Annotated in this window: 22 protein-coding genes; 11 read left to right on the forward strand and 11 right to left on the reverse strand. The window is 62.6% G+C overall.

From position 1 onward, the window contains the following. Window positions 1-106: 106 nt before the first annotated feature. A complete protein-coding gene (locus tag NKI59_RS06755) occupies window positions 107-454 on the forward strand; it encodes a GFA family protein (protein ID WP_352703148.1) in 348 nt (115 codons plus the stop codon). Here NKI59_RS06755 and NKI59_RS06760 read toward each other — a convergent pair. Next, window positions 451-1,674, reverse strand: a complete 1,224-nt coding sequence (locus NKI59_RS06760) for an MFS transporter (RefSeq protein ID WP_352703150.1) — start codon at window positions 1,672-1,674, stop codon at window positions 451-453. The two genes, NKI59_RS06755 and NKI59_RS06760, sit on opposite strands and share 4 nt — an antisense overlap. 91 nt (window positions 1,675-1,765) lie before the next feature. Here NKI59_RS06760 and NKI59_RS06765 point away from each other — a divergent pair, with 91 nt between their 5' ends. Next, window positions 1,766-2,746: an AraC family transcriptional regulator gene (locus NKI59_RS06765; RefSeq protein ID WP_352703152.1), complete on the forward strand. Its 981-nt coding sequence runs from the start codon at window positions 1,766-1,768 to the stop codon at window positions 2,744-2,746. Window positions 2,747-2,758: 12 nt separating this feature from the next. On the opposite strand, the gene NKI59_RS06770 is transcribed toward NKI59_RS06765, so the two are convergent. The 8 genes from NKI59_RS06770 to NKI59_RS06805 all read right to left on the reverse strand — a co-directional run bounded on the left by NKI59_RS06770 (window position 2,759) and on the right by NKI59_RS06805 (window position 10,020). Further along, window positions 2,759-3,040 (reverse strand): hypothetical protein, encoded by a 282-nt coding sequence (locus NKI59_RS06770; protein ID WP_352448400.1) that lies wholly within the window; start codon window positions 3,038-3,040, stop codon window positions 2,759-2,761. A gap of 246 nt (window positions 3,041-3,286) precedes the next feature. Next, on the reverse strand, window positions 3,287-4,390 hold the full coding sequence (locus NKI59_RS06775) for an ABC transporter ATP-binding protein (RefSeq protein ID WP_023675181.1): 1,104 nt from the start codon (window positions 4,388-4,390) through the stop codon (window positions 3,287-3,289). Further along, on the reverse strand, window positions 4,390-5,493 hold the full coding sequence (locus NKI59_RS06780) for an ABC transporter ATP-binding protein (protein ID WP_023675180.1): 1,104 nt from the start codon (window positions 5,491-5,493) through the stop codon (window positions 4,390-4,392). Before NKI59_RS06780 ends, NKI59_RS06775 begins: the two co-directional genes overlap by 1 nt. Next, complete coding sequence (locus tag NKI59_RS06785) at window positions 5,490-5,711, reverse strand: hypothetical protein (protein ID WP_023675179.1); 222 nt, start codon at window positions 5,709-5,711, stop codon at window positions 5,490-5,492. Before NKI59_RS06785 ends, NKI59_RS06780 begins: the two co-directional genes overlap by 4 nt. Further along, a complete protein-coding gene (locus NKI59_RS06790; RefSeq protein WP_292661213.1) occupies window positions 5,708-6,667 on the reverse strand; it encodes a carbohydrate ABC transporter permease in 960 nt (319 codons plus the stop codon). The genes NKI59_RS06785 and NKI59_RS06790 overlap by 4 nt, the downstream gene beginning before the upstream one ends. Window position 6,668: 1 nt before the next feature. Then, window positions 6,669-7,574: a carbohydrate ABC transporter permease gene (locus NKI59_RS06795; RefSeq protein WP_023722315.1), complete on the reverse strand. Its 906-nt coding sequence runs from the start codon at window positions 7,572-7,574 to the stop codon at window positions 6,669-6,671. 74 nt (window positions 7,575-7,648) lie between these two features. Next, window positions 7,649-8,965: an ABC transporter substrate-binding protein gene (locus NKI59_RS06800; protein ID WP_352456826.1), complete on the reverse strand. Its 1,317-nt coding sequence runs from the start codon at window positions 8,963-8,965 to the stop codon at window positions 7,649-7,651. 359 nt (window positions 8,966-9,324) lie between these two features. Next, window positions 9,325-10,020, reverse strand: coding sequence for a TetR/AcrR family transcriptional regulator (locus NKI59_RS06805; RefSeq protein WP_502901030.1), 696 nt, complete (start codon window positions 10,018-10,020; stop codon window positions 9,325-9,327). 109 nt (window positions 10,021-10,129) lie between these two features. Here NKI59_RS06805 and NKI59_RS06810 point away from each other — a divergent pair, with 109 nt between their 5' ends. From NKI59_RS06810 to NKI59_RS06820, 3 genes are read left to right on the forward strand one after another with little or no spacing between them, the layout of a single operon-like run. Beyond that, window positions 10,130-11,326: a Tm-1-like ATP-binding domain-containing protein gene (locus NKI59_RS06810; protein WP_352703154.1), complete on the forward strand. Its 1,197-nt coding sequence runs from the start codon at window positions 10,130-10,132 to the stop codon at window positions 11,324-11,326. A gap of 11 nt (window positions 11,327-11,337) precedes the next feature. Then, window positions 11,338-12,177, forward strand: coding sequence for a phosphoenolpyruvate hydrolase family protein (locus NKI59_RS06815; protein WP_352456829.1), 840 nt, complete (start codon window positions 11,338-11,340; stop codon window positions 12,175-12,177). A 26-nt stretch (window positions 12,178-12,203) separates the two neighbouring features. Further along, a complete protein-coding gene (locus NKI59_RS06820) occupies window positions 12,204-12,620 on the forward strand; it encodes a cupin domain-containing protein (protein ID WP_352456830.1) in 417 nt (138 codons plus the stop codon). A 2-nt stretch (window positions 12,621-12,622) separates the two neighbouring features. Here NKI59_RS06820 and NKI59_RS06825 read toward each other — a convergent pair whose 3' ends face one another. Beyond that, a complete protein-coding gene (locus NKI59_RS06825; protein WP_352622262.1) occupies window positions 12,623-13,303 on the reverse strand; it encodes a DUF4304 domain-containing protein in 681 nt (226 codons plus the stop codon). Between the two features lie 62 nt (window positions 13,304-13,365). Continuing rightward, window positions 13,366-14,571 (reverse strand): M24 family metallopeptidase, encoded by a 1,206-nt coding sequence (locus NKI59_RS06830; RefSeq protein ID WP_352703156.1) that lies wholly within the window; start codon window positions 14,569-14,571, stop codon window positions 13,366-13,368. Between the two features lie 366 nt (window positions 14,572-14,937). Between NKI59_RS06830 and NKI59_RS06835 the strand changes: the two genes are divergently transcribed. The 6 genes from NKI59_RS06835 (at window position 14,938) to NKI59_RS06860 (ending at window position 20,935) form a co-directional block, all read left to right on the forward strand. Beyond that, window positions 14,938-16,548, forward strand: a complete 1,611-nt coding sequence (locus tag NKI59_RS06835; protein ID WP_352677668.1) for an ABC transporter substrate-binding protein — start codon at window positions 14,938-14,940, stop codon at window positions 16,546-16,548. A 287-nt stretch (window positions 16,549-16,835) separates the two neighbouring features. After that, the gene (locus tag NKI59_RS06840; RefSeq protein ID WP_352703158.1) at window positions 16,836-17,822 is read left to right on the forward strand and encodes an ABC transporter permease; all 987 of its coding nucleotides are present in this window, start codon (window positions 16,836-16,838) and stop codon (window positions 17,820-17,822) included. Next, a complete protein-coding gene (locus NKI59_RS06845) occupies window positions 17,819-18,649 on the forward strand; it encodes an ABC transporter permease (RefSeq protein ID WP_352703160.1) in 831 nt (276 codons plus the stop codon). The genes NKI59_RS06840 and NKI59_RS06845 overlap by 4 nt, the downstream gene beginning before the upstream one ends. After that, window positions 18,646-19,644 (forward strand): ABC transporter ATP-binding protein, encoded by a 999-nt coding sequence (locus NKI59_RS06850; protein ID WP_352703162.1) that lies wholly within the window; start codon window positions 18,646-18,648, stop codon window positions 19,642-19,644. Before NKI59_RS06845 ends, NKI59_RS06850 begins: the two co-directional genes overlap by 4 nt. Continuing rightward, window positions 19,641-20,432, forward strand: a complete 792-nt coding sequence (locus NKI59_RS06855; RefSeq protein ID WP_352703164.1) for an ATP-binding cassette domain-containing protein — start codon at window positions 19,641-19,643, stop codon at window positions 20,430-20,432. Before NKI59_RS06850 ends, NKI59_RS06855 begins: the two co-directional genes overlap by 4 nt. Further along, entirely contained in the window at window positions 20,429-20,935 is a 507-nt protein-coding gene (locus NKI59_RS06860; protein ID WP_352703166.1) for an L-2-amino-thiazoline-4-carboxylic acid hydrolase, read from the forward strand. Before NKI59_RS06855 ends, NKI59_RS06860 begins: the two co-directional genes overlap by 4 nt. The last annotated feature ends 106 nt before the right edge of the window (window positions 20,936-21,041 follow it).

Genomic DNA, 21,041 nt, shown 5'->3' on the forward strand with positions numbered 1-21,041 from the left:
CTCCGCGCGCTTACAACGTCTTAAGGTAGCAGCCAGAAACGGGCCGCAGGAGACATAGCCCGGCACGGTCGGATTTGCACCTGTCGAACCGAAGGAGGAAGGCCCGATGCTCTACCAAGGCAGCTGCCACTGCGGCAAGGTCGCGTTCGAGGTCGAAGGCGAGCTGACCGGAGCCGTTCGGTGCAATTGCTCGATCTGCTCGCGCAAGGGTGCACTGCTATGGGCAGTTCCGCATGAGAGCATGCGGGTGCTTGCCTGGGGCGATGATCTCGGCCGCTACAGCTTCAGCAACCATGTCATCGCCCACCGCTTCTGCCGCAGCTGCGGCATTCACCCCTTCGCCGAGGATGTCGGCGAAGGGAGCGGGCGAAGTGCCTATATCAATATTAATTGCATCGAGGCGTTGGACGTCGCCGCCGTGCCGGTCTTCGACTTCGACGGCCGTTCCGTTTAGGCCTTAGGGTCGTCGATCGGCTTGGGGCCAAGGAAGAACGCCGCCAGTGCCGCAAGCAACGTCGCCGCCGCGCAATAGGCGAAGGCGGTGGCAACGCCGGTATTGTCGACCAGCAGGCCGCCGAAGACGGCGCCCAACGCGATGGCGACCTGGAACGTCATGACCATGAGCCCACCGGCGCTTTCCGCCTGATCGGGAGCGGCCCGCACCAGCCAGGTCTGCAGCCCGACTGGGACGGCGCCGAAGGCAAAGCCCCAGCTGGCCACTGCTATTGCAGCCACGACGGGTGAACCTCCGACCACCAGCAGCAGGAGCGCCGAAAACGCGATCAGCAGGGGCGCTAGGCTGACGGCTGCCTTGAGGCTGCGTTCGGCAATGAAGCCGCCGGCAAAATTGCCGAAGAAGCCACCAATGCCGTAGGCGAGCAGCACAAGCGAGATCGTCTCGATGTCCAGCGCGGGCACCTTCTCGAGAAACGGGCGGACATAGGTGAAGCCGGCAAAATGTCCCGAGGCGACCAGCAGCACCACCAGCAGTGCCACCCTGATCATCGGCCGCTTCATCACCTCCAGCAGCGTGCGAAAACCTGCCGTACCTGCAGGCGGCAGCTTCGGAATGGTAGCCACCTGCACCAGCAGCGCCAGCGCACCGACCACGGCGGCGATCATGAACGCCGTCCGCCAGCCCCAGATGTCGCCGACATAGGCGCCGACCGGAGCCGCGCAGACCGTCGCCACCGAAACGCCGGTGAGAATGATCGACATGGCGCGCGGCATCAGCCGCATCGGAACGAGCCGCATCGCCATGGCTGCCGACATCGACCAGAAGCCGCCAAGACTGATCCCGAGCATGATGCGGGCAATCAGAAGAACGGGAAGCGAGGACGCAAACGCGGCCACCAGGTTTGACAGCACAAGCAGCACCGTCAGCGCCAACATGACCAGCCTGCGGTCCAGCCGCTTGGTGACAATAGCCATGGTCGGCGCCGCAATCGCGCCAATGACGGCGGTGGCCGTTACCGCCTGCCCGGCGGCGCCTTCGGTGATGCCGAGATCCTGCGCAAGCGGCGTCAGCAGGCTGGCAGGCAGAAATTCCGCGGTCACCAGGCCAAAGACTCCGAGCGCCAGGGAGACCACCGCCCCCCATGCGGGCTCGGATCGTTCGCCGGTTTCCGATGGGTCGAGAACGGCGTCCATGACGCCTGTCGCGGGTTCGCTCATGAGGGATCTCCGATCTGGTTGCAGGGCAGAATCTGGCTGCAGTGCAACATAGGGAGTGACCGTCTGGAGCTTCCATGCTAGAAACACCATTATGCTTGACCGTTCGTCCAAAATCCCCGTCACCGGTGATCCGCTGACAGACATATTGCGCGGATTGCGCCTCGAAGGCGTCGATTACGGCCGTTGCGAGATGAAGGAACCCTGGGGCATCCATTTTCCGGCTCAGGCGGCGGCACGGTTTCATTTCATCGGCCGCAAAGGCTGCTGGTTGCTGCAGCCGTCCGGTGAATGGGTCGAGCTCAAGGCGGGCGACGCGGTATTGTTGCCGCGCGGCTCAGCCCACACACTGGCGAGCGAGCCGGGTATCGAGGCGGCGCCGATCCACGGCTATGAGGTCGAGGAAATCTGCAAGGGTGTCTATTGCATGTCGAATGACGGCATGCCCGGCTGCCGTCCGGGGACCTTGCTGTTTTTCGGCAGCATGTATTTCAATCTCGATGGCTTGCACCCCTTGCTCGGCATGATGCCGGACGTGATGCGCGCACATGAGTTGGAGGCCTATGAGCCAGGTATCCCGCATTTGCTGGAAGCGATGGCCCGCGAGGTGACGATGGAGCGCGTCGGCTCCGGCGGCATCCTGGCGCGGCTGGCCGATGTGCTCGCCGCGACCGTCATCCGCTCATGGGTCGAGCGCGGCTGCGGCGACTCTTCCGGTTGGATTGCGGCGGTCAGGGACCGCGAGATCGGCCGGGTGCTGGCCGCGATCCATCTTGAACCGAACCGCGACTGGACGGTGGAGGCTCTGGCGAAGATGATGGGTGCCTCGCGATCAGGTTTCGCCGAGCGCTTCGCAACCATTGTCGGCGAAACACCGGCAAAGTACGTCACGCAGGTGCGGATGCACCAGGCGAGGCAATGGCTGGTCCGCGACCGGCTCAAGATTTCCGTCGTCGCGGCGCGCCTCGGCTACGAATCCGACGCCTCCTTCAGCCGCGCCTTCAAACGGGTCATCGGATCGCCGCCCAGCCATTTCCGGGCCGAGGAACAGGCGGAGATCCGCCAGGCCGGCTAAACGTTGGCCGGCTTATTGCTCGGTGATGCAGGCCGAGCCGGCGCTGCTCTTGCAATATTTGCCGGAGGCCCCGCACCTGCCATCCGAGACTTCCACGACGGTGCCGCTCAACAACAGCTTGCAGTCGCTGGTGGACAGATTGACCGTGCCGTTGAGGTCCTTGATCTTTTTGGCGTCGACCTTCGCGCCGGCGACAACTTTCTTGGCTGCCTGCGCCTCGCCCAGATGCGCCGCCGACAATCCCATACCGGCGACGAGCAGGATCGTCGCAAAACTGCGGAACAGATTTCCCATAGCCAACCCTCCATTTTGGGCCTCCAAATTGGGCTTGCAAAGCCCGTTTGGGACCAAAGGATCAGCCTATTCGACAAATCGGAGCATCCGCATCCCCCGTACGGGGGATGACGGGAAGACTCGAGCATTTCGCAGCCAAGTGGAATTACGTGGCGTCGCACAAATGCGGCTAAAACACATGGATAGAGCGGGATACACGGTTCACTTTGAACGCATCCCGCTCTAGCGCAGTAAAGACGCTTGTACTTAGCCGGCGTGACGCAGGCTTATTCCGCTGCCCTTGTCGAACAGCACCACCTTGTCCGGGTTCCAGGCAAAGCGCACCGGCTGCTCTATCTGGACGTCGGTCCTGGCAGGCACGGTGGCGCGCAGCATGGCGTCGCCGACCCGCAGCGTCAGGATCTTCTCGACGCCATGGTTCTCGACGTCATGGACCCGCGCCTCGACCGGCGCGCCGGTCTCGAGATAGACGTCCTCGGGACGAATACCGAAGACGAGCGGGCGACCGTCGGTCGCCGCGCCCGTCTTGGCACCCCCCGAAGTCTTGGCACCCCCTGCAAACGGCAATTCGAAATTGAGCGGCGCCATCACCGCACGTCCGTTGACGAGCTTGCCGTCGATGAGATTCATCGGCGGCGAGCCGACGAAGCTTGCCACGTAGGTGTCGCGCGGATTGTTATAGATCTCGTACGGCGTGCCGGTCTGGACGATGCGGCCATGGTTGAGCACGCCGACCTTGTCACCCATCGACATCGCCTCGATCTGATCATGCGTCACGAACAGGAAGGTGGCGCCAAGCTGCATCTGCAGGTTCTTCAATTCGGTGCGCAGCGCCTCGCGCAATTTGGCGTCGAGCGCCGACAACGGCTCGTCCATCAGGAATACCCGCGGCTTGCGCACGATGGCGCGACCGATCGAGACGCGCTGCATCTCGCCGCCTGAAAGCCTGTCGGTCTTGCGGTCGAGCAGATGCTCGATCCTCAGCGTCCTGGCCGCGCGGTCGACACGATCCTTGATCTCGGCATCGGGCAGCCGGCGGATCTTCGGCTTCAGCGGAAATTCGAGGTTCTGGCGCACCGTATAGCGCGGGTACAGCGAATATTGCTGCAGCACCAGCGCCACGTCACGCTCGGCCGCGCCCCAGTCGGCGACATCGACGCCGTCGATGAAGACCTGGCCTTCGCTCGGTTTTTCCAAGCCGGCAATCATGCGCAGCGTCGTCGTCTTGCCGGCGCCGGTCTCGCCAAGCAGAACGAAGAACTCGCCATCGGCGATGTCGAGATCGAGCCCGGTCAAAGCAGTATGGTTGCCGAACTTCTTCGAGATGTTCTTGAGCTGGATGTGGGCCATCAGAGTCTCACTCCCAGCGATTTGCCGCTCGCCGTGTCGAAGAAATGCGCCTGGCTGGGATCGATTCTGACGAAGACTCTTTCGCCGGGGCCGCCGATGAAGCCGCTCTTGGTGCGCGCACGCAGCATCTTGGAGCCGACCTTGAGGTCGACGATGTCGAAGGACCCGAGCGGCTCGACGATCTGCGTCTCCACCGGCAGGAACCCCTCGGCGGCTTCGCGGCGGACGAGGACGCCTTCCGGCCGGATGCCGAGCGCGAGTTGGCTGCCGGCATGGCCGTTGAGCTTCGACAGCAAGGCGCGCGGGAATTCGAAACCGGCGGCCGCATCGCCGACCGTGACCGAGGCCGATGAGGCTTTCTCGGTCACCGAAGTGTCGGCGACGTTCATCACCGGGCTGCCTACAAATTGCGCGACGAAAAGATTCGCCGGGTGCGAATAGACCTCGTCCGGCGAGCCGACCTGCTGCAGCACACCTTCATGCATGATGACGATGCGGTCGGCGAGGCTCATCGCCTCGATCTGGTCGTGGGTGACGTAGATGCTGGTCGAGCCCTGCTTGATGTGCAGCCGCTTGATCTCGGCCCGCATCTCCTCGCGCAGCTTGGCATCGAGCGCCCCGATCGGCTCGTCCATCAGCATCGCCTTCGGCCGCCGCACCAAGGCTCGGCCGATCGCCACGCGCTGCATGTCGCCGCCCGACAGCGCCGACGGTTTCTTGGCGAGGAGATCGCTGATCTGCAGCGTCTTGGCGACCGAGCGCACCTCGCTGTCGATCTCGGCCTTGCTCTTGCGCGTCGCCCTGAGCGGAAAGGCGATGTTCTCATAGACGCTCATATGCGGATAGAGCGAGAACGACTGGAAGACCATGGCGATATCGCGATCGGCGGCCTTGAGGTGCTGGACCGGCTTGCCGTCGATGAGGATGTCGCCGCCGTCGATCGTCTCCAGCCCGGCAATCGCCCTGAGCGTCGTCGTCTTCCCGCAGCCCGACTGGCCGAGCAGCACGATGAACTCGTTGTCGTTGATCTTCAGGTTGAGGTCCTTGATGACCTGGACGGCGCCGAAATATTTCTGGACGCCTCGAAGCTCGATCTGGGTCAATGCTGTGCCCCCGGATTTGCCCCTTGCCCGGTGCCGGCCTTCTCCTCCGGCGCGATCTTGGAGGTGATGTTGAAGCCGATCAGGCCGATCAGGATGATGGTCACGCCATAGCTGTGCAGCAGCATGTTCCACGGCTGGCAGAGCGCGATGATACCGAGCACCATCAGCACCTGGCTGCCCGGTTCGAGATATTTCTGGTTGATGTCGCGAAAGCTCATTTGCGGATCGCTCCAAACGACATGCCGCGCAACAGGTGGTTGCGGAGCAGGAAGGTGAAGATCGCGACCGGCAGCAGGAACAGGAAGGTTCCGGCGGCAATCACCGTCCAGTCCGGCAGGCCGGAACCGACCTGGCTGGGGATGAAGGGCGGTGCTGTCTGGGCACGGCGGCTGGTCATGATCAGTGCGAAGGCATATTCGTTCCACGCCGTGATAAAGCAGAACACGGCGGTAGCGGCGATGCCGGTGGCGGCCTCGGGCAGCACGATCTTGAAGAAGGCCTCCATGCGCGTATAGCCGTCGACGAGGGCCGCCTCCTCATACTCCTTGGGGATCTCGTCCATGAAGCCTTTCATCAGCCACACCGAGAAGGACAGGTTGAAGGCGGTGTAAAGGATGATCAGGCCGATATGGGAATCGTTGAGGCCGACCGCCCGGTACATCAGGAACATCGGAATGGCCACGACCACCGGCGGCAGCATGCGTGTCGACAGGATGAAGAACAGTAGGTCCGCCTCGCCTTTTACCTTGAAGCGAGAGAACCCATAGGCGGTGAAGGTGCCCATGCCGACGGCCAGGACGGTCGAGGTTATGGCAACGATCAGTGAGTTCATGAAACGGCTCGGATAGCCCGACCACTGCACCTGGCCCTTGCCGTCGCGCACGATCTTTTCGCCCCCATTGAAGACCACGCGCTCCCACCACGGCGCAGCCGCGTACTCCTCCGGCGACGGCGGGCTGCGCAGCTGCGAACGCTTGGTGAACAACTTGACGAAGGGCGATATCTCCGGCTGGAAAACCACCGTCGGCGGAATGGTGGTGGCGAGGTTGCGCGGCTTGAACGCCGTCGAGGCGATCCAGTAGATCGGCGCCAGGAAGATGATCGTCACCAGCAGGACAGCGACGATGGCGACCCGGTTGAAGGTGATTTCGGAAGAAGTGCGGACTGCGGCCATCTCAGCGCTCCTTCACCTTGTTGAGGTACTTGACATAGATGTTGGTGATCGCCAGCACCATGATCAGCACGATGTAGGCGAGCGCGCAGGAACGCCCGGTCTGCCATTCCTGGAACGCCATCTTGTAGAGCCGGATCGAGATCAGCTCGGCCGTCGGCTGGCTGGTCAGGATGTAGGCGAGGTCGAAGGTCTTGAACGCCTCCATGGTGCGGAAGATGACCGCGATCATCAGGATCGGCGCAACCAGCGGCAGCGTTATGCGGAAGAAGGTGTAGAACGGCCCGGCCCTGTCGATCGCGGCTGCCTCGTAGAGATGCTTGGGCACGGCCGACAGGCCGGCCAGCGACAACAGCATGACGAAGGGCGACCACATCCAGATGTCGGTCAGCGCGACCGCATAGAGCGCCATTTTCGGATCCGACAGCCATTCGAAGGTGCCGAGGCCCAGCGCATAATTGATGATGCCGAAGGACGGATCGTAGAGCAGCTTCCAGAACAGGCCGACGACGGCCATCGACAGCATCATCGGCAACAACAGGAGCGTCGTCAGCAGGCCCTTGAGCGGAATGTCGCGATTGAGCAGCATGGCCACGCCGAAGCCGACGAGCAGCTGGCCGGCGACCGAGATGATGACGTATTTTGCGGTGATGGCGAAGTTGGACCAGACATAGGGATCGCTGAGCAGGTCGCGGTAGTTTTGCAGCCCGACGAAATTCGCCGCCGCGCTGGTCGAGGCGCGGAAATCGGTGAACGAATAGCCCAGCGAATAGATCAGCGGGAAGATGTTGAAGACGATCAGAAACAGGATCGTCGGGATGATGAAGAGATTGCGGATCGAAATGTCGCTTAGACCGCGAGCGGCGGCCCGCGAGGACCTGTCCAGCGTGGTGATCATCGTGGTCGCCAAGACTCTGCTCCCGGTTCAAAAATCAGAAAAAGAAACGGAGGAGGCACGAACGCCCCCTCCGTGAAACTTCATACTTATTGGCCGCGGCCGTATTTCTTGAAGGTCGCGTTCCAGTCGGCTGCCAGTGCGTCCAGCGTCTCCTTGGCGGTGCCTTCGCCGCCGATCATGTAAGGATAGATGCGCTGGTTGAGCTGCTGCAGCAGTTCCGCATATTCCGGAACCGCCCAGAAGTCCTTGACCTTGAACATGGTCTCGTAGAACGCCTTGTTGTAGGGCGTGGCGTTCTGGAATTCGGGCGACTTGAGCACGGCGGCACTGCAGGTGTAGCCGCCGAGCGCTGCCCATTTCTTCTGGGTCTCGTCCTTGATGAACCATTCCAGGAACTTCGTCGCCTCTTCCTGCTTCTGCGAGTAGGAAACGATGGAGATGCCCTGACCGCCGAGTGCGGCGAACTGGTCGCCGTTCGGGCCGGGAGGATTGGCGAAGAAGCCGGTGTTCTTGGCGTTCGGGTTCGACGCCTCGTTGATCAACGAGGGGAAGAACGCGAAGTAGTTCATGCTCATCGCGGCCAGGTTTTCAGTGATCGCCTGGTTGTCCTCGACGAAGAACGACTTGGCCCAGCCCGGAGGCGTGAACTTGTAGAGTTCCTTGTAGGCGTCGAGCGCCGCGATCGCCTTGTCGGAGTTGATGAAGCCATCGACCTTGTAGGTCTTATAGTCACCCAGCTCGCCGCCGAAGGAGAACAGCGCGTTTTCGAAGCCCATCGCCATCGCGTCATAGGAATTGTCGGTGTAGATGGCGATGCCGTATTTTTTCTGGTCCGGCCGGTAGAAGAATTCGGCGATGTCGCGTAGCGCCTTGAAATCCTTCGGCACGTCGAGATCGTAGCCATACTTGGCCTTGAAGGCTTCCTTTTCCTTGGGGTCTTCGAACCAGTCCTTGCGATAGGACCAGCCGACGGCGTCGCCTTCGAGCGGAATGGCCCAGTACTTGCTGCTGCCGCCCGGATATTCGGCATAGTATTTCACCGTGGCCGGTGCCATCACTTCACCGACCTTGTGCTTGTTGAAGAAGTCGGTCAGGTCGACATAGTGGCCACCGGTCGAGCCGGCACCGAGCCATTGCGAGTCGCCGACGACCATATCGTAGGCGTCGCCATGGGCGTTGAACTCGGTGAAGGCCTTGGTCTGGAAGTCGGGCCACGGTGTGGTTTCCACCGTGATCTTGACGCCGGTTTCCTTCTCGTACTCGTTGCCGAGTTCCTGCAGGTAATTGGCCGGATCCCATTCCGCCCAGAAGATTGTAAGTTCCTTTTCCTGCGCGTAGACGGACGTTCCGCAGGCGAGCACTAGGCCGATACCAGCAAGCAAGCTGGTCATTGTCTTGCGCATAATGATTTCCTCCCTTGTGCGCATTCTACCGCGTCATGCGAGCCGGCGGCGAGGCCGGCCCTGGTAGTCCTCCCGTGACGGCACCGTTCCGGTTTTTGAGCCTCCTCGTTCGACCGAAACGGATCTTAGCCTTCACCCTTTGATCCGCTTTATTTGTCCTGATCTGGTATTACCAATCTAAGACGAACGTCAAGCTCTTTCTTGGACGGTGGCGGACACGCAGACAAGTTGGCTTCTGCGATATCTGCCTGTTTTCCCTGAATTTTCCTACTCCTTGATACATAAGTGCCTTACTTGGGCCGCTGCATCGCTAGTAGCACAAATGGTCAGGCTGAAAATCTGGTCGAACCAGATTGGCCTCATCTAACGGCCCTCGTCGGCGCGATCCCGTCACTTTCAGCCATCGATTCCGTCACCGCCGCACGCACCAGTGCGCCGGCCGCCCATTGCGCAACCGACATCATACTGCGGCTATCCAATCCCCATATATCCTTTAAAACGATCAGCACCTCAACACCGAAGATCAATGACAGCGCCTGCGCGAGCCGCTTGAATTCGCGCGGCGGCAACCGGCCTTTGAGTGGCGCGATCGCATCTTTCAAAAGATCGACGCGATGGCCGCGCGTGAAGGCAGGTTCGCCGTCAAGCGTGCCTGCCTGTCGCTGCGCCCACTGGTCGAGCGACAGTTTCAGCGCCGCCTTGAACGTCGCTTCGAAGACCTCGATGCGCGGCATGGCGGTCTCGAACAGCTCGGCGACCCGGCGCTCGGGATCGGCAGAGCTCGATTTCCACGTAAGGATCGGCCCAAGCCCCTCATCGACCACCGCCTGCACCAACGCCGCCTGGCTCGGAAAATACCGATAGGCGGTGGCGCGCGAGACCTCCGCTGCCTCCGCCACCTCGCTGACGGAGGGCGTGGCGCCCGCCTGCATCAGCTTTGTCGCCGTCTCAAGCATGAGACGCCTGGTGCGCGCGCGGGCCCCGCGCTCTACTTGGGGGTTCGGCCCTTGGCTGGCATCGTCGTCCATTGCCGCTTGTTGACGTGAGACATTCATGTCAATACGATACGCGTGTCTCAAAAAATTGCAATGGCCCTTCGCGCCGTCGAACGGCCGGGCAAAAAGGGGCGGCAGCGCCGAACACGCCCAAGACCGGGGAAACGCGATGAAGCGCATCTATGTGGTGGGCACCGCCGACACCAAGGGCGAGGAACTCGCATTTCTGGCCGATGCGGTCGCGGCTACCGGCGCTTCGATTGCCCGTGTCGACATCGGAACACGCGGCGCGACCGTGCCGGTCGATGTTTCGGCAGACGAGGTCGCCAGCCACCATTCCGAGGGTCGCAATGCCGTGCTCGGCGTCGACGATCGCGGCACCGCGGTGGCGGCAATGGCCGCCGCCTTTGCCCGGTTTGTCCAGTCGCGCAGCGATATTGCCGGGATTATCGGCATTGGCGGCGGTGGCGGCACCTCGATCATCACCGCAGGAATGCGCACGCTGCCGCTAGGCCTGCCCAAGATCATGGTTTCGACCTTGGCTTCCGGCGACACCGCACCTTATGTCGACATCTCCGACATCGTCATGATGCCGTCGGTGACCGACATGGCCGGCCTCAACCGGCTTTCCCGTGTCGTGCTGCATAATGCCGCCCAGGCGATATCAGGCATGGCGGCAAAGCCGGCGCCGCCGGCCGACGGCAAACCGTCGCTCGGCCTGACCATGTTCGGCGTCACCACGCCATGCGTGACCGCGATCGCCGATGAGCTTCGTTCGACTTATGACTGCATGGTCTTTCATGCCACCGGCACCGGCGGCCGCACCATGGAAAAATTGGCCGACAGCGGCCTGTTGTCAGGCGTCATCGACATCACAACGACCGAAGTCTGCGACTTGGTGCTTGGCGGCGTGCTGCCGGCGACCAAAGATCGCTTTGGCGCCATCGCCCGCGCCGGGCTGCCTTATGTCGGCTCGGTCGGCGCGCTCGACATGGTCAATTTCTGGGCGCCGCCGACAATTCCGGAACGCTATCGCGGCCGGCTGTTCTATGAGCACAATCCAAACGTCACACTGATGCGCACCACTGCCGACGAAAGCAGAACGATCGGCGAATGGATCGGTACAAGGCTGAGCCTCTGCCAGGGTCCGGTTCGTTTCCTCATTCCGGAGAAAGGCGTGTCGGCGCTCGACATTGAAGGCGGCGCCTTCTTCGACCCTGAAGCCGATGCCGCTTTGTTCGAGGCGATCGAGCGTACCATCAAACCCGCCAAAACGCGGCGCGTGCTGCGCCTGCCGCTTCATATCAACGACCCCGAATTCGCCTGGGCTGCCACAACGGCCTTCCTCGACATCGCCAGACAGTGAGACACCAAGACATGGCCGCCATACCGCGCAAGAAAATCCTGGAGAAATTCCGCAAGATGATCGCGGACGGCGTGCCGATCGTCGGCGGCGGTGCCGGCACCGGCCTGTCGGCCAAGGCAGAGGAAGCCGGCGGCATCGACCTGATCATCATCTACAATTCCGGCCGCTACCGCATGGCCGGGCGCGGCTCGGCCGCCGGCCTGCTCGCCTATGGCAACGCCAACGAGATCGTCAAGGAAATGGCCTACGAAGTGCTGCCGGTAGTGAAGAAGACGCCGGTGCTGGCCGGCGTCAACGGCACCGATCCCTTCGTCATCATGCCGCTGCTTTTGGCCGAGTTGAAGACGATGGGCTTTTCCGGTGTGCAGAACTTTCCGACCATCGGACTGTTCGACGGCCAGATGCGGCAGAGTTTTGAAGAAACCGGCATGGGCTTCGGGCTCGAGGTCGACATGATCGCCGAGGCTCACAAACTCGACCTGTTGACCACGCCCTATGTCTTCAACCCAGACGAGGCGCGCGCCATGACAACAGCTGGCGCCGACATCGTCGTCGCCCATATGGGGGTGACCACCGGCGGCTCGATTGGCGCGACATCGGCTAAATCGCTGGACGACTGTGTGAGCGAGATCGACGCCATCGCCAAAGCGGCACGCTCAGTGCGCGAGGATATGATCCTGCTTTGCCATGGCGGGCCGATCTCGATGCCGGACGACGCCAGATATATTCTCGAGCGCTGCAAGGGCCTGCACGGGTTCTATGGCGCCAGTTCGATGGAGCGGCTGCCGGCGGAAGCCTCGATCGCCAGGCAGACGGCGGATTTCAAGGCCGTTACGTTCGGCGCTGCGTAGAGACCAGCAAAAAGAAGGGTGGGACGATGACCGACAACAGCAAGGTATTCGTATATCCAAAAGACGTCAGCGCCTTCGGCTTCGACTGGGGCAGGCTGTCGCTGACAGTCGCTCCCGAAGTGAACGGCGCAAAGCGATTTTCCGGTGGTGTCGTCGACCTACCGTCAGGCAAAGGCCATACGCGTCATAACCATCCGGGTGCGGAGGAGATCATCTTTGTCATCTCAGGCAATGGCGAACAGATGGTCGAAGACGAGAAAGGCAACCCGGTCGTCGAGAAAGTCGGCCCCGGCTGCACCATCTATGTGCCGGAAAGCCGCTTCCACTCGACGCTCAATACCGGCGACGGGCCGATGCAGCTTTTCGTCGTCTATTCGCCGGCCGGGCCGGAACTGGCGTTGCGGGAGTTGCCGGATTTCAGGTTGATCCCGCCGGGCAGATAATGTCACAGGCTGAGGCCAATCTTCATCGCACGAGCGACCCTTGCTAGGTTGTTAGTATCGCTTCCCAGAGCGAGCCTATCCGGCAAAGTGGGGACATCGCGCTCTGATCGGAAAGCATCCGGCGAAGGTAAGCGCGCCACCCAATAGGACAAACAGTTTTCCGCTGCCTCTGGACCAAGCTGCCAGAGTACAAATCGAACAGCATTTTCAGGGAACATGAAGCCCGGAACCTCAGAACATGCGACCTGTTCGGCTAGTTTGCGCGGAACGTCGAAACGTTCGAAGAGCGGCAGGACAGTCGTTTGGATGTTGGCAACGATGTTCGCGATTTCAGCCTGGCGGGTATGCGGGTTTGCGATGTTCCATGTCCGCCAATGATGCGGGGTTCGCAAATTGCCAAGCTGTCCACCGGCGACCCAATCGCTGGCACTGGCGGGCCAAGCGCTTCGCTCGTCCCACTCCTTTATTGCCTTGCTGTAGACCGACGCATGCACGACGAGTTCGACGTACTCGCCGCCGACGTTCAGATAGTTTGATTGAAAAGAGATTTTGAATGCCCAGTCGCCGGCCCGACGACTCGCATGAGGACCGCTTTTCGCAAAGCGGAACCCAATCGGTTCGAACTCCATGGAGATCTGCTCGCACCCGTCGATAAAGACCTGCTTGGGCAGTTCGCGTTCCATATCGGCAAATGCTCGCTGGCGTGACCAATTATTTGCTCGGACGAGGTAATCTCAAGAACGGGCTAGGTACCAGCGCCTAAGCCGCCCCCGCCCCTGTTCCAGCCCCGGCCCCGATCGCCGAACATGACGTAGCCGGCATCGGTCACCGCCACCGTGTCCTCCAGCTTGATGAAGCCGCGCGTCGGGTGGAGCATGGTCGTCTCGACCGAAAGCACCATGTTCTTCTCCAGCGGCTTTGCAGCATAGGTGCCTTCATAGGTCACCGGATGGTTAGTCATCAGGAATGGCGCTTCGTGCGTGATCAGTCCCATGCCGTGCGCGAAGAAATCGGTACAGGCCGCAACCTTGGATTTCTTCAGCACGCCTTCGGCATGAGAAATCATGTCACCGCCCAGCGTGCCCGCCTTGACCATGGAGAAGGCCGCCTGCTGCACTGTCTCGATCTCGGCCAGCAGATCCTCGAGTTCGGCGTCAGGGTCGCCCAGCACGCCCATGCGGCAAAGATCGCCGATATAGCCGTGGTAGTTGCCGCCGGAATCGATCGACATCACCTCGCCCTTCCTCCACGCCTGCGGCGAGGCGGCGCGGTTGTGGCTGGAGCCTAGCGTCAACAGGCAATATTCGAAATGCGCGCCGCGATTGGTCTCCTCGCGCCTGAGCTGTTCGATGATCTCGCTCTTGGTCGTGCCTTCGCGTGCCCAGCCGATGGTCGCCAGCATGGAATCGGTGATCAGCTCCGAAGCGATGCGCAGCTTTTCCAGCTCCGCCTCGGTTTTGATTGCCCGCATGCGCTCCAGCATATCAGTCGCATCGATCAGCTTGGCATCCGGCAGCGCGTTGCGGATCAGCATATAGGCGTCGGACGGCAGGAAGGCGGGCTCGATGCCGATGCGGACATTGCCCTTGCCGATCTTTCGCAAATGCTCGACCGCCAGATTGGCGGCATCGAGCGTACCCCAGCAGGCGGCATGCAGTGTCGGCGTCCAGAACGGATGATTCTGGTGCTCGCCGCCTTCCATGCGGTTGCCGATATAGGCGGCATGCTCCGGCCCACCTTTCTCATAGACGACGACAGGCAGATAACGGCTGTGGCCGATTGCATCCATGGCGGCGAAGAAGATGAACTTGTAGCCGCCAAGCAGATATTGCGTGTTGTGCTTGGAGGTGGCGAGCAGCACGTCGATGCCGGCCTCCTCCATCAGCCCGTCCACCCTGGCCTGGTCGAACGGCACGCTGCCGACGGCATTCTTGCCTGGGGCAATGTTCATGTCTCTCTCCCTGAAATCCCTTAGCCGGCCGCTCGCCGGCACCGGCTTTTCCGGCTCTGAACCTCGGCTATGCTTAAATCTGCATCATTTTGACCGATCTGGTCCAGCCAGAACGGGCGAACCAGCCCCAAAAGCTGCTCCACCTGCTGCACTTTACTCCAGTCTGGTCCTGCTAGAACCGCGCGTCGAACCGTTTTCTGTACAACTGGTCCAGCGGACGGAAATTTCAAAGCCACGTAGAGATGCGCCAATTCCGTCTTTGGCGAAACCCCGCACAAGGCCCATAATCAGCTTTGCAGGATGCTTACGAGCGTCCGAGGGGTACGGCGGACCCGGCCGGGTCCGCGGAGAGGACGGAGTTCGATCATGCCAGAGTTCACCATTTCCAGACGTACAATGCTGGCCGGTTCGGCATTGCTGTTGGCCTCCACCGCCATGCCGACGATCGGCTCGGCGCAGACGCCGAGAAAGGGCGGACGACTGGTTGTCGCCGCCGATTCCGAGCCGCGCAATCTCAATCCGGCGATTGTCGCCTCGAACGGCGTCTTCTTCATCTCGAGCAAGATCGTGGAAACCTTGGCCGAGGCCTCCTTCGGCGGCAAGGACGGGCTCGATCCGCGCCTGGCGCTCAGCTGGGAAGGTGCCGCCGACGGCCTGTCGGTGACGTTCAAACTGCGCGAGGGCGTCAAATGGCATGATGGGAAGCCATTCACCTCAGCCGATGTCGCCTTCTCGGCGCTGCAGGTCTGGAAGCCGCTGCAGAATCTCGGCCGCACCGTGTTCAAGGATCTGGAGGCGGTCGACACGCCGGACGAAACCACCGCCGTGTTCAAATTCGCCAAGCCGACACCGTTCCAGCTGATCCGCAACGCCTTGCCGGCGCTGAGCAGCGTGGTGCCCAAGCACATCTACGAGACCGGAAAGATCGAGGATAACCCGGCCAACAACGCCCCGGTCGGCACCGGACCGTTCAAATTTGCCGAACACAAGCCCGGCGAATATTACCGGCTGGAGAAGAACACCGACTATTGGGGCAAGGACGAGCCCTATCTCGACGAGATCATCTATCAGGTGCTGCCGGACCGCACGTCGGCGGCCAGCGCCCTGGAAGCCGAAGAGATCCAGCTCGCCGCCTTCTCCGCCGTGCCCCTGGCCGATCTCGACCGCATCTCCAAAGTGCCCGGTCTCAAGGTGATCACCAAGGGTTATGAAGGGCTGACCTACCAGCTCGTCGTCGAGATCAATCATCGCCGCAAGGAGCTGGCCGACCTGAAAGTACGCCAGGCGATCGCTCACGCCATCGACAAGGATTTCGTCGTCAAGACGGTATTCCTTAGCTATGCCGCCACCGCCACTGGCCCGGTGCCGAAAAACGACCCGCAATTCTACACCGCCGACGTGCCGACCTACGCCTTCGACGTCGCCAAGGCCAACGCCTTGCTTGACGAGGCCGGCTACAGCCGGGGCGATGACGGCAAGCGCTTTTCACTGAGATTGCTGCCGGCGCCTTACTTCAACGAAACCAAGCAGTTCGGCGACTATCTGCGCCAGGCGCTCGCCGCCATCGGCATCGACGCCCAGCTGGTCAACAACGACTCTGCCGCGCATATCAAGGCGGTTTACACCGATCACGCCTTCGACCTTGCGGTCGGGCCGCCGGTGTTCCGCGGCGATCCGGCGATCTCGACCACCATCCTGGTGCAGAGCGGTATTCCTGACGGCGTGCCCTTCTCCAACCAGGGTGGCTACAAGAATGCCGATCTCGACGCCCTGATCGCCAAGGCATCGGAGACGCTCGACACCGCCGCCCGCACTGAACTCTACACGGAGTTCCAGAGAAAAGTTGCCGCCGACCTGCCGCTGATCAACGTCGCCGAATGGAGTTTCATCAGCGTCGCCCGAGATACGGTCAACAACATCGCCAACAACCCGCGCTGGGCGGTATCGAACTGGGCGGACACTTGGCTGGAGGGGTAAGGAAGTCTCTTCAGACTTGCGCGCCGCTTGTGTGGGTACTCAGCTTCAGCGATGAGAGCTTTTTCGCGCCCCCCTCTGTCCTGCCCTCTTTGCCACCACTTGGCATCTCCCCCACGAGGGGGGAGATCGGCTGTCATTGTCGCTTTTGCCAATCTCCAGCGTTGCAAGACGGCCGGCAACGCCGAAACTGCCAATCTCCCTCCTTGTGGGGGAGATGTCCGGCAGGACAGAGGGGGGCGCCGTAGAGCGCGGCACCGAAGACTTGGCTCTCCTATCGGCGTTGCGCCATGACCCGCGCCGTCATCCTCCTTCGCCGCCGTCTCGTCGGCAGCATCTTCGTGCTGCTGATTGTCGTCATCGGCACCTTCCTGTTGCTCGAAGCCGCTCCCGGCGACGCGGTCGATGCCTACATCGTCTCGACCGGCGGCGACGCCGGCATGATCGAGCTGTTGCGTCACCGCTGGGGGCTCGACCAGTCGGAGCTGACACGGCTCGCCAATTATCTTTGGGCGCTGCTGCATCTCGATCTCGGCCAATCGGTCAGCTTTTCGCGGCCGATCCGCGATGTCATCCTCGAACGCCTGCCCAACACGCTGCTGTTGATGGGCAGCGCCACCGCGCTCTCCTTCGGCCTCGGCTCGGCGCTCGGCATCTATGCCGGCGCCAGACCCGGCAGCTTCCGCGATCGCTTCCTCTCCATCGGTTCGCTGGCGCTCTATGCCGTGCCGGGCTTCTGGCTCGGGCTTGTGCTGATCATTGTCTTCGCCGTCGACCTGCGCTGGTTTCCGATCGGCGGCATCGAGAGTATCGTCTCGGCCAGGACCGGCCTCGATCGCGCCGCCGATATCGCCCGCCATCTCGTCCTGCCGGTTTCGGCGCTCGGCTTCATTTATCTCGCGCTCTATCTGCGCATGATGCGCGCCGGCATGGCCGAGGTGTGGCGACAGGACTTTGTGCTGGCCGCCCGTGCCAGGGGACTTTCCCGCCGCCGCATCGTGCTCGCCCATGTCGCACGCAACGCACTGTTGCCGCTGGTCACCATGCTCGGCCTGCAATCCGCGCAGATGTTGGGCGGCAGCGTCGTCATCGAGAGCGTCTTTTCCGTCCCCGGCCTCGGCCGACTGGCGCAGGAAGCGGTGGCCGCGCGGGATACCCCACTACTGCTCGGCATCATTCTCGTCAGCGCTGTCCTGGTCGTCATCATCAACCTTCTCGTCGACATCGCCTACGCCTTCCTCGATCCGCGCGTCGGGGCCAGTGAGGCCGGCGCGTGAGCCCGCTTCGCCGCTTTCTCCGGACCCCGGAAGCGATCGCCGGCGCGGTCATCTTGGCGGCGCTGTTTGCCGTGGCGCTTGCCGCACCCTTGTTCTTTCCCGGCGATCCGCAGGCGATTGCCGGGCCGGCGTTGCTGCCGCCGTTCCAGGACTGGTCGTTGCCACTCGGCACCGACCGCCTCGGCCGCGACGTGCTAGCCGAGCTTCTCCACGGCGCCCGTACCTCGCTGGCGGTCGGGCTGGCAGCAGCAGCCGCCGCCCTTGCCATCGGCGCCGTGATCGGCACCGTGGCCGGCTTTGCTGGCGGCCTTGTCGACGAGATGCTGATGCGCATCGCCGACGCGTTCCAGACCGTGCCAGCCTTCCTGCTGGCTTTGGCTTTCGTGAGCATCGTCGGGCCGTCGCTCGGCGTCGTCGTCGCGGCGATCGCGCTTGGCGCCTGGACCGGACCGGCACGCGTGGCGCGGGCCGAAGTGCTGTCGATCCGCGAGCGCGATTTTGTTGCCGGCGCCCGCGTCATCGGCATGCATCCGTTGGAGATCGCCTTTCGCGAGGTGCTCCCCAATGCGCTGCCGCCGGTAATGGCTTTGTCGTCGGTGATCGTCGCCGCGGCGATTCTCACCGAAGCGGCATTGTCCTTTCTCGGCCTCGGCGATCCCAACCGGGTTACCTGGGGCGGCATGATCGCCGAAGGCCGCGCCGTGCTGCGCACCGCGCCCTTCCTGTCGATCATTCCGGGCGTAGCGCTCGTGCTCACCGTGCTCGGCGTCTATCTCGCCGGCGAAGGCGTCGTCGAGACCACGGCGATGAGGAGGAGCCTGTCGTGACGGCGCTTGCTTCGATCCGCAATCTGACGGTGACCTATCGCCGTGACGGCGCCGAGGTAGCGGCGCTGAAGAATGTCGGCTTCGACATCACCGCCGGCGAGCGCTTTGCCGTCATCGGTGAAAGCGGTTCCGGCAAGAGCACGCTGGCGCTGGCCATTGCCGGCCTGCTGCCGGCCACCGCCAGGATCGAAGGCCGCATCGATTGGCTCTTGCGCCCGCCACCAATGTTTGGTGGCAAGGCACCCCCCTCTGTCCTGCCGGACATCTCCCCCTCAAGGGGGGAGATCGGTAGTTTCGCAGCCGGTTGCTTTCCGCCAGCTTCGGTGATTGGCGAAGGCAGAGATGAAAGCGCAATCTCCCCCCTTGAGGGGGAGATGTCCGGCAGGACAGAGGGGGGCGCGACAGAGCGCCGACCATTCGTCATTGCGACAAGCCACACCCCTATCGGCGGCCGCGATATCGGCTTCGTTTTCCAGGACCCATCCGCAAGTCTCGATCCGGTGATGCCAATAGGCAAGCAGATCGCGGAAGTCGCCTACACCCATCTCGGCTTCAGTTGGCGAGACGCCTATGCCAAGGCAAAAACCCTGCTCGAGCGCGTCCGCCTGCCCGATCCGGACGCTGCCCTCTGCGCCTTTCCACACCAGCTCTCGGGCGGCCAGAAGCAGCGTGTCGCCATCGCCGCGGCGATCGCGGCCGGTCCGAGATTGCTGATCGCCGACGAGGCGACCAGCGCGCTGGACACCATCGTGCAGGCCGAGATCGTCGCGCTAATTCGGCAATTGGTAGCCGAGGACGGCATGACGCTGCTGTTCGTCAGCCACGACATCGCGCTGGCCGCTGAGCTTGCAGAGCGCATCGCGGTGTTCCGGCATGGCGAGCTGCTCGAGCTCGGTTCGACAGCCCAAATCGTCAATGCGCCGCGTCACGCATACACTCGTGTGCTGCTTGACGCTCATCTCGGCCTCGACGCCGAGCCGCTGTTGCGAACATGACCGACCCGCTGCTCGCCGTTTCCGGCCTGACCAAACGATACAGTCGCGGCGGCAAGATCATCGCCGCGGTCGACGACGTTTCCTTCCACATCGACCCCGGCGAGACGCTGGCGCTGGCCGGACCTTCCGGCAGCGGCAAGTCGACGATAGCTCGGCTGATGCTGCGGCTCATCGAACCCGACGCCGGCTATATCGAATTTGAAGGCAGCGATTTCCTGTCACTGAACGGCGCTGCCTTGCGCGGCCGGCGCGCCCGTCTTCAGATGGTGTTTCAGGATCCGCTCGCCGCCTTGAACCCCCGCGCCACAGTCGCGCGTGTGCTCGACGACCCCTTGCGCATCCATCACATCGCCTCTGGCCCCGAGCGCCCGCGCCGTATTGCAGCTCTGCTGGAACGCGTCGGCCTCGGCCCCGGTCTCGCCGGCCGCGCCATTCACGAGATTTCCGGCGGCCAACGCCAGCGCGTTGCAATCGCCCGCGCCATCGCCACGAAACCGTCGCTGGTCGTGCTCGACGAGGCCGTGTCGGCGCTCGACGTTTCGGTGCGCGCGCAGATCCTGCAGCTGCTGCTTGACCTTCAACGCGAGGAACGCATCGCCTATCTCTTCATTTCGCACGATCTCGGTGTCGTCCGTGCCATCGCTCACCGGGTCACTATTCTGGACGCCGGGCGGATTGCCGAGAGCGGCGATGCGCGCAGCGTAATCGACGCGCCGCAATCCGCGATCGGCAAGGAGCTGGCAGCGGCAGCGCCAAGACTGTCAAGGATCGAACGGGACGTATCATGACCGGCGCCGAAGCCCGAGCCGAAAAACTGTCGCGCGAACTCGATTCCGCCTTCCGCAACCGCGCCGATCTCTATCGTCTATTCCTCGACGAGCTAACCGCGGAGTTGGGCGCGGAAAAAGCCGAGGCGATCATGATCCATATAATCGAACAACGCGGCAAGGAGGTTGCGGCGGCGGCCTTTGCCGATTTCGGCCCGAACGATGCACCGGCGATCGGCGAGGCGTTCCTCGCCGTCAGCCCGGATGGCGGCCGCATGTATCCGACCGACGTCGAACGCGGTCCGGACCGCATCGCCTTCAAGGTCAGGCGCTGTCCGCTGAAGGACGCCTGGGTCGAAGCCGGCGTCGGCGACGAGAAGCTCGCCACGCTCTGCCGCATCGCCGGCGCCTTCGACCGCGGACTGTTCGAGGCCACCGGAGTGCGCTTCGACAACGTCACCTGGACGCCGGGCCACGGTTCCGGCTGCTGCCAAATCGCCTTGACCAACCGGGATGCCGGTTAGAGCGTAAGCGGGCAGCTGAGGCCGTTCAGCGCTGGTAATTCCATGGCATGAGGGCGTCGATATTGCTGTTTGGCCAGCCATTGGCAATGCGCTCGAGGGTCAGGGT

Origin of the sequence: Mesorhizobium sp. M0598, from assembly GCF_040320865.1 — a bacterium.
Taxonomy (GTDB): Bacteria; Pseudomonadota; Alphaproteobacteria; order Rhizobiales; family Rhizobiaceae; genus Mesorhizobium.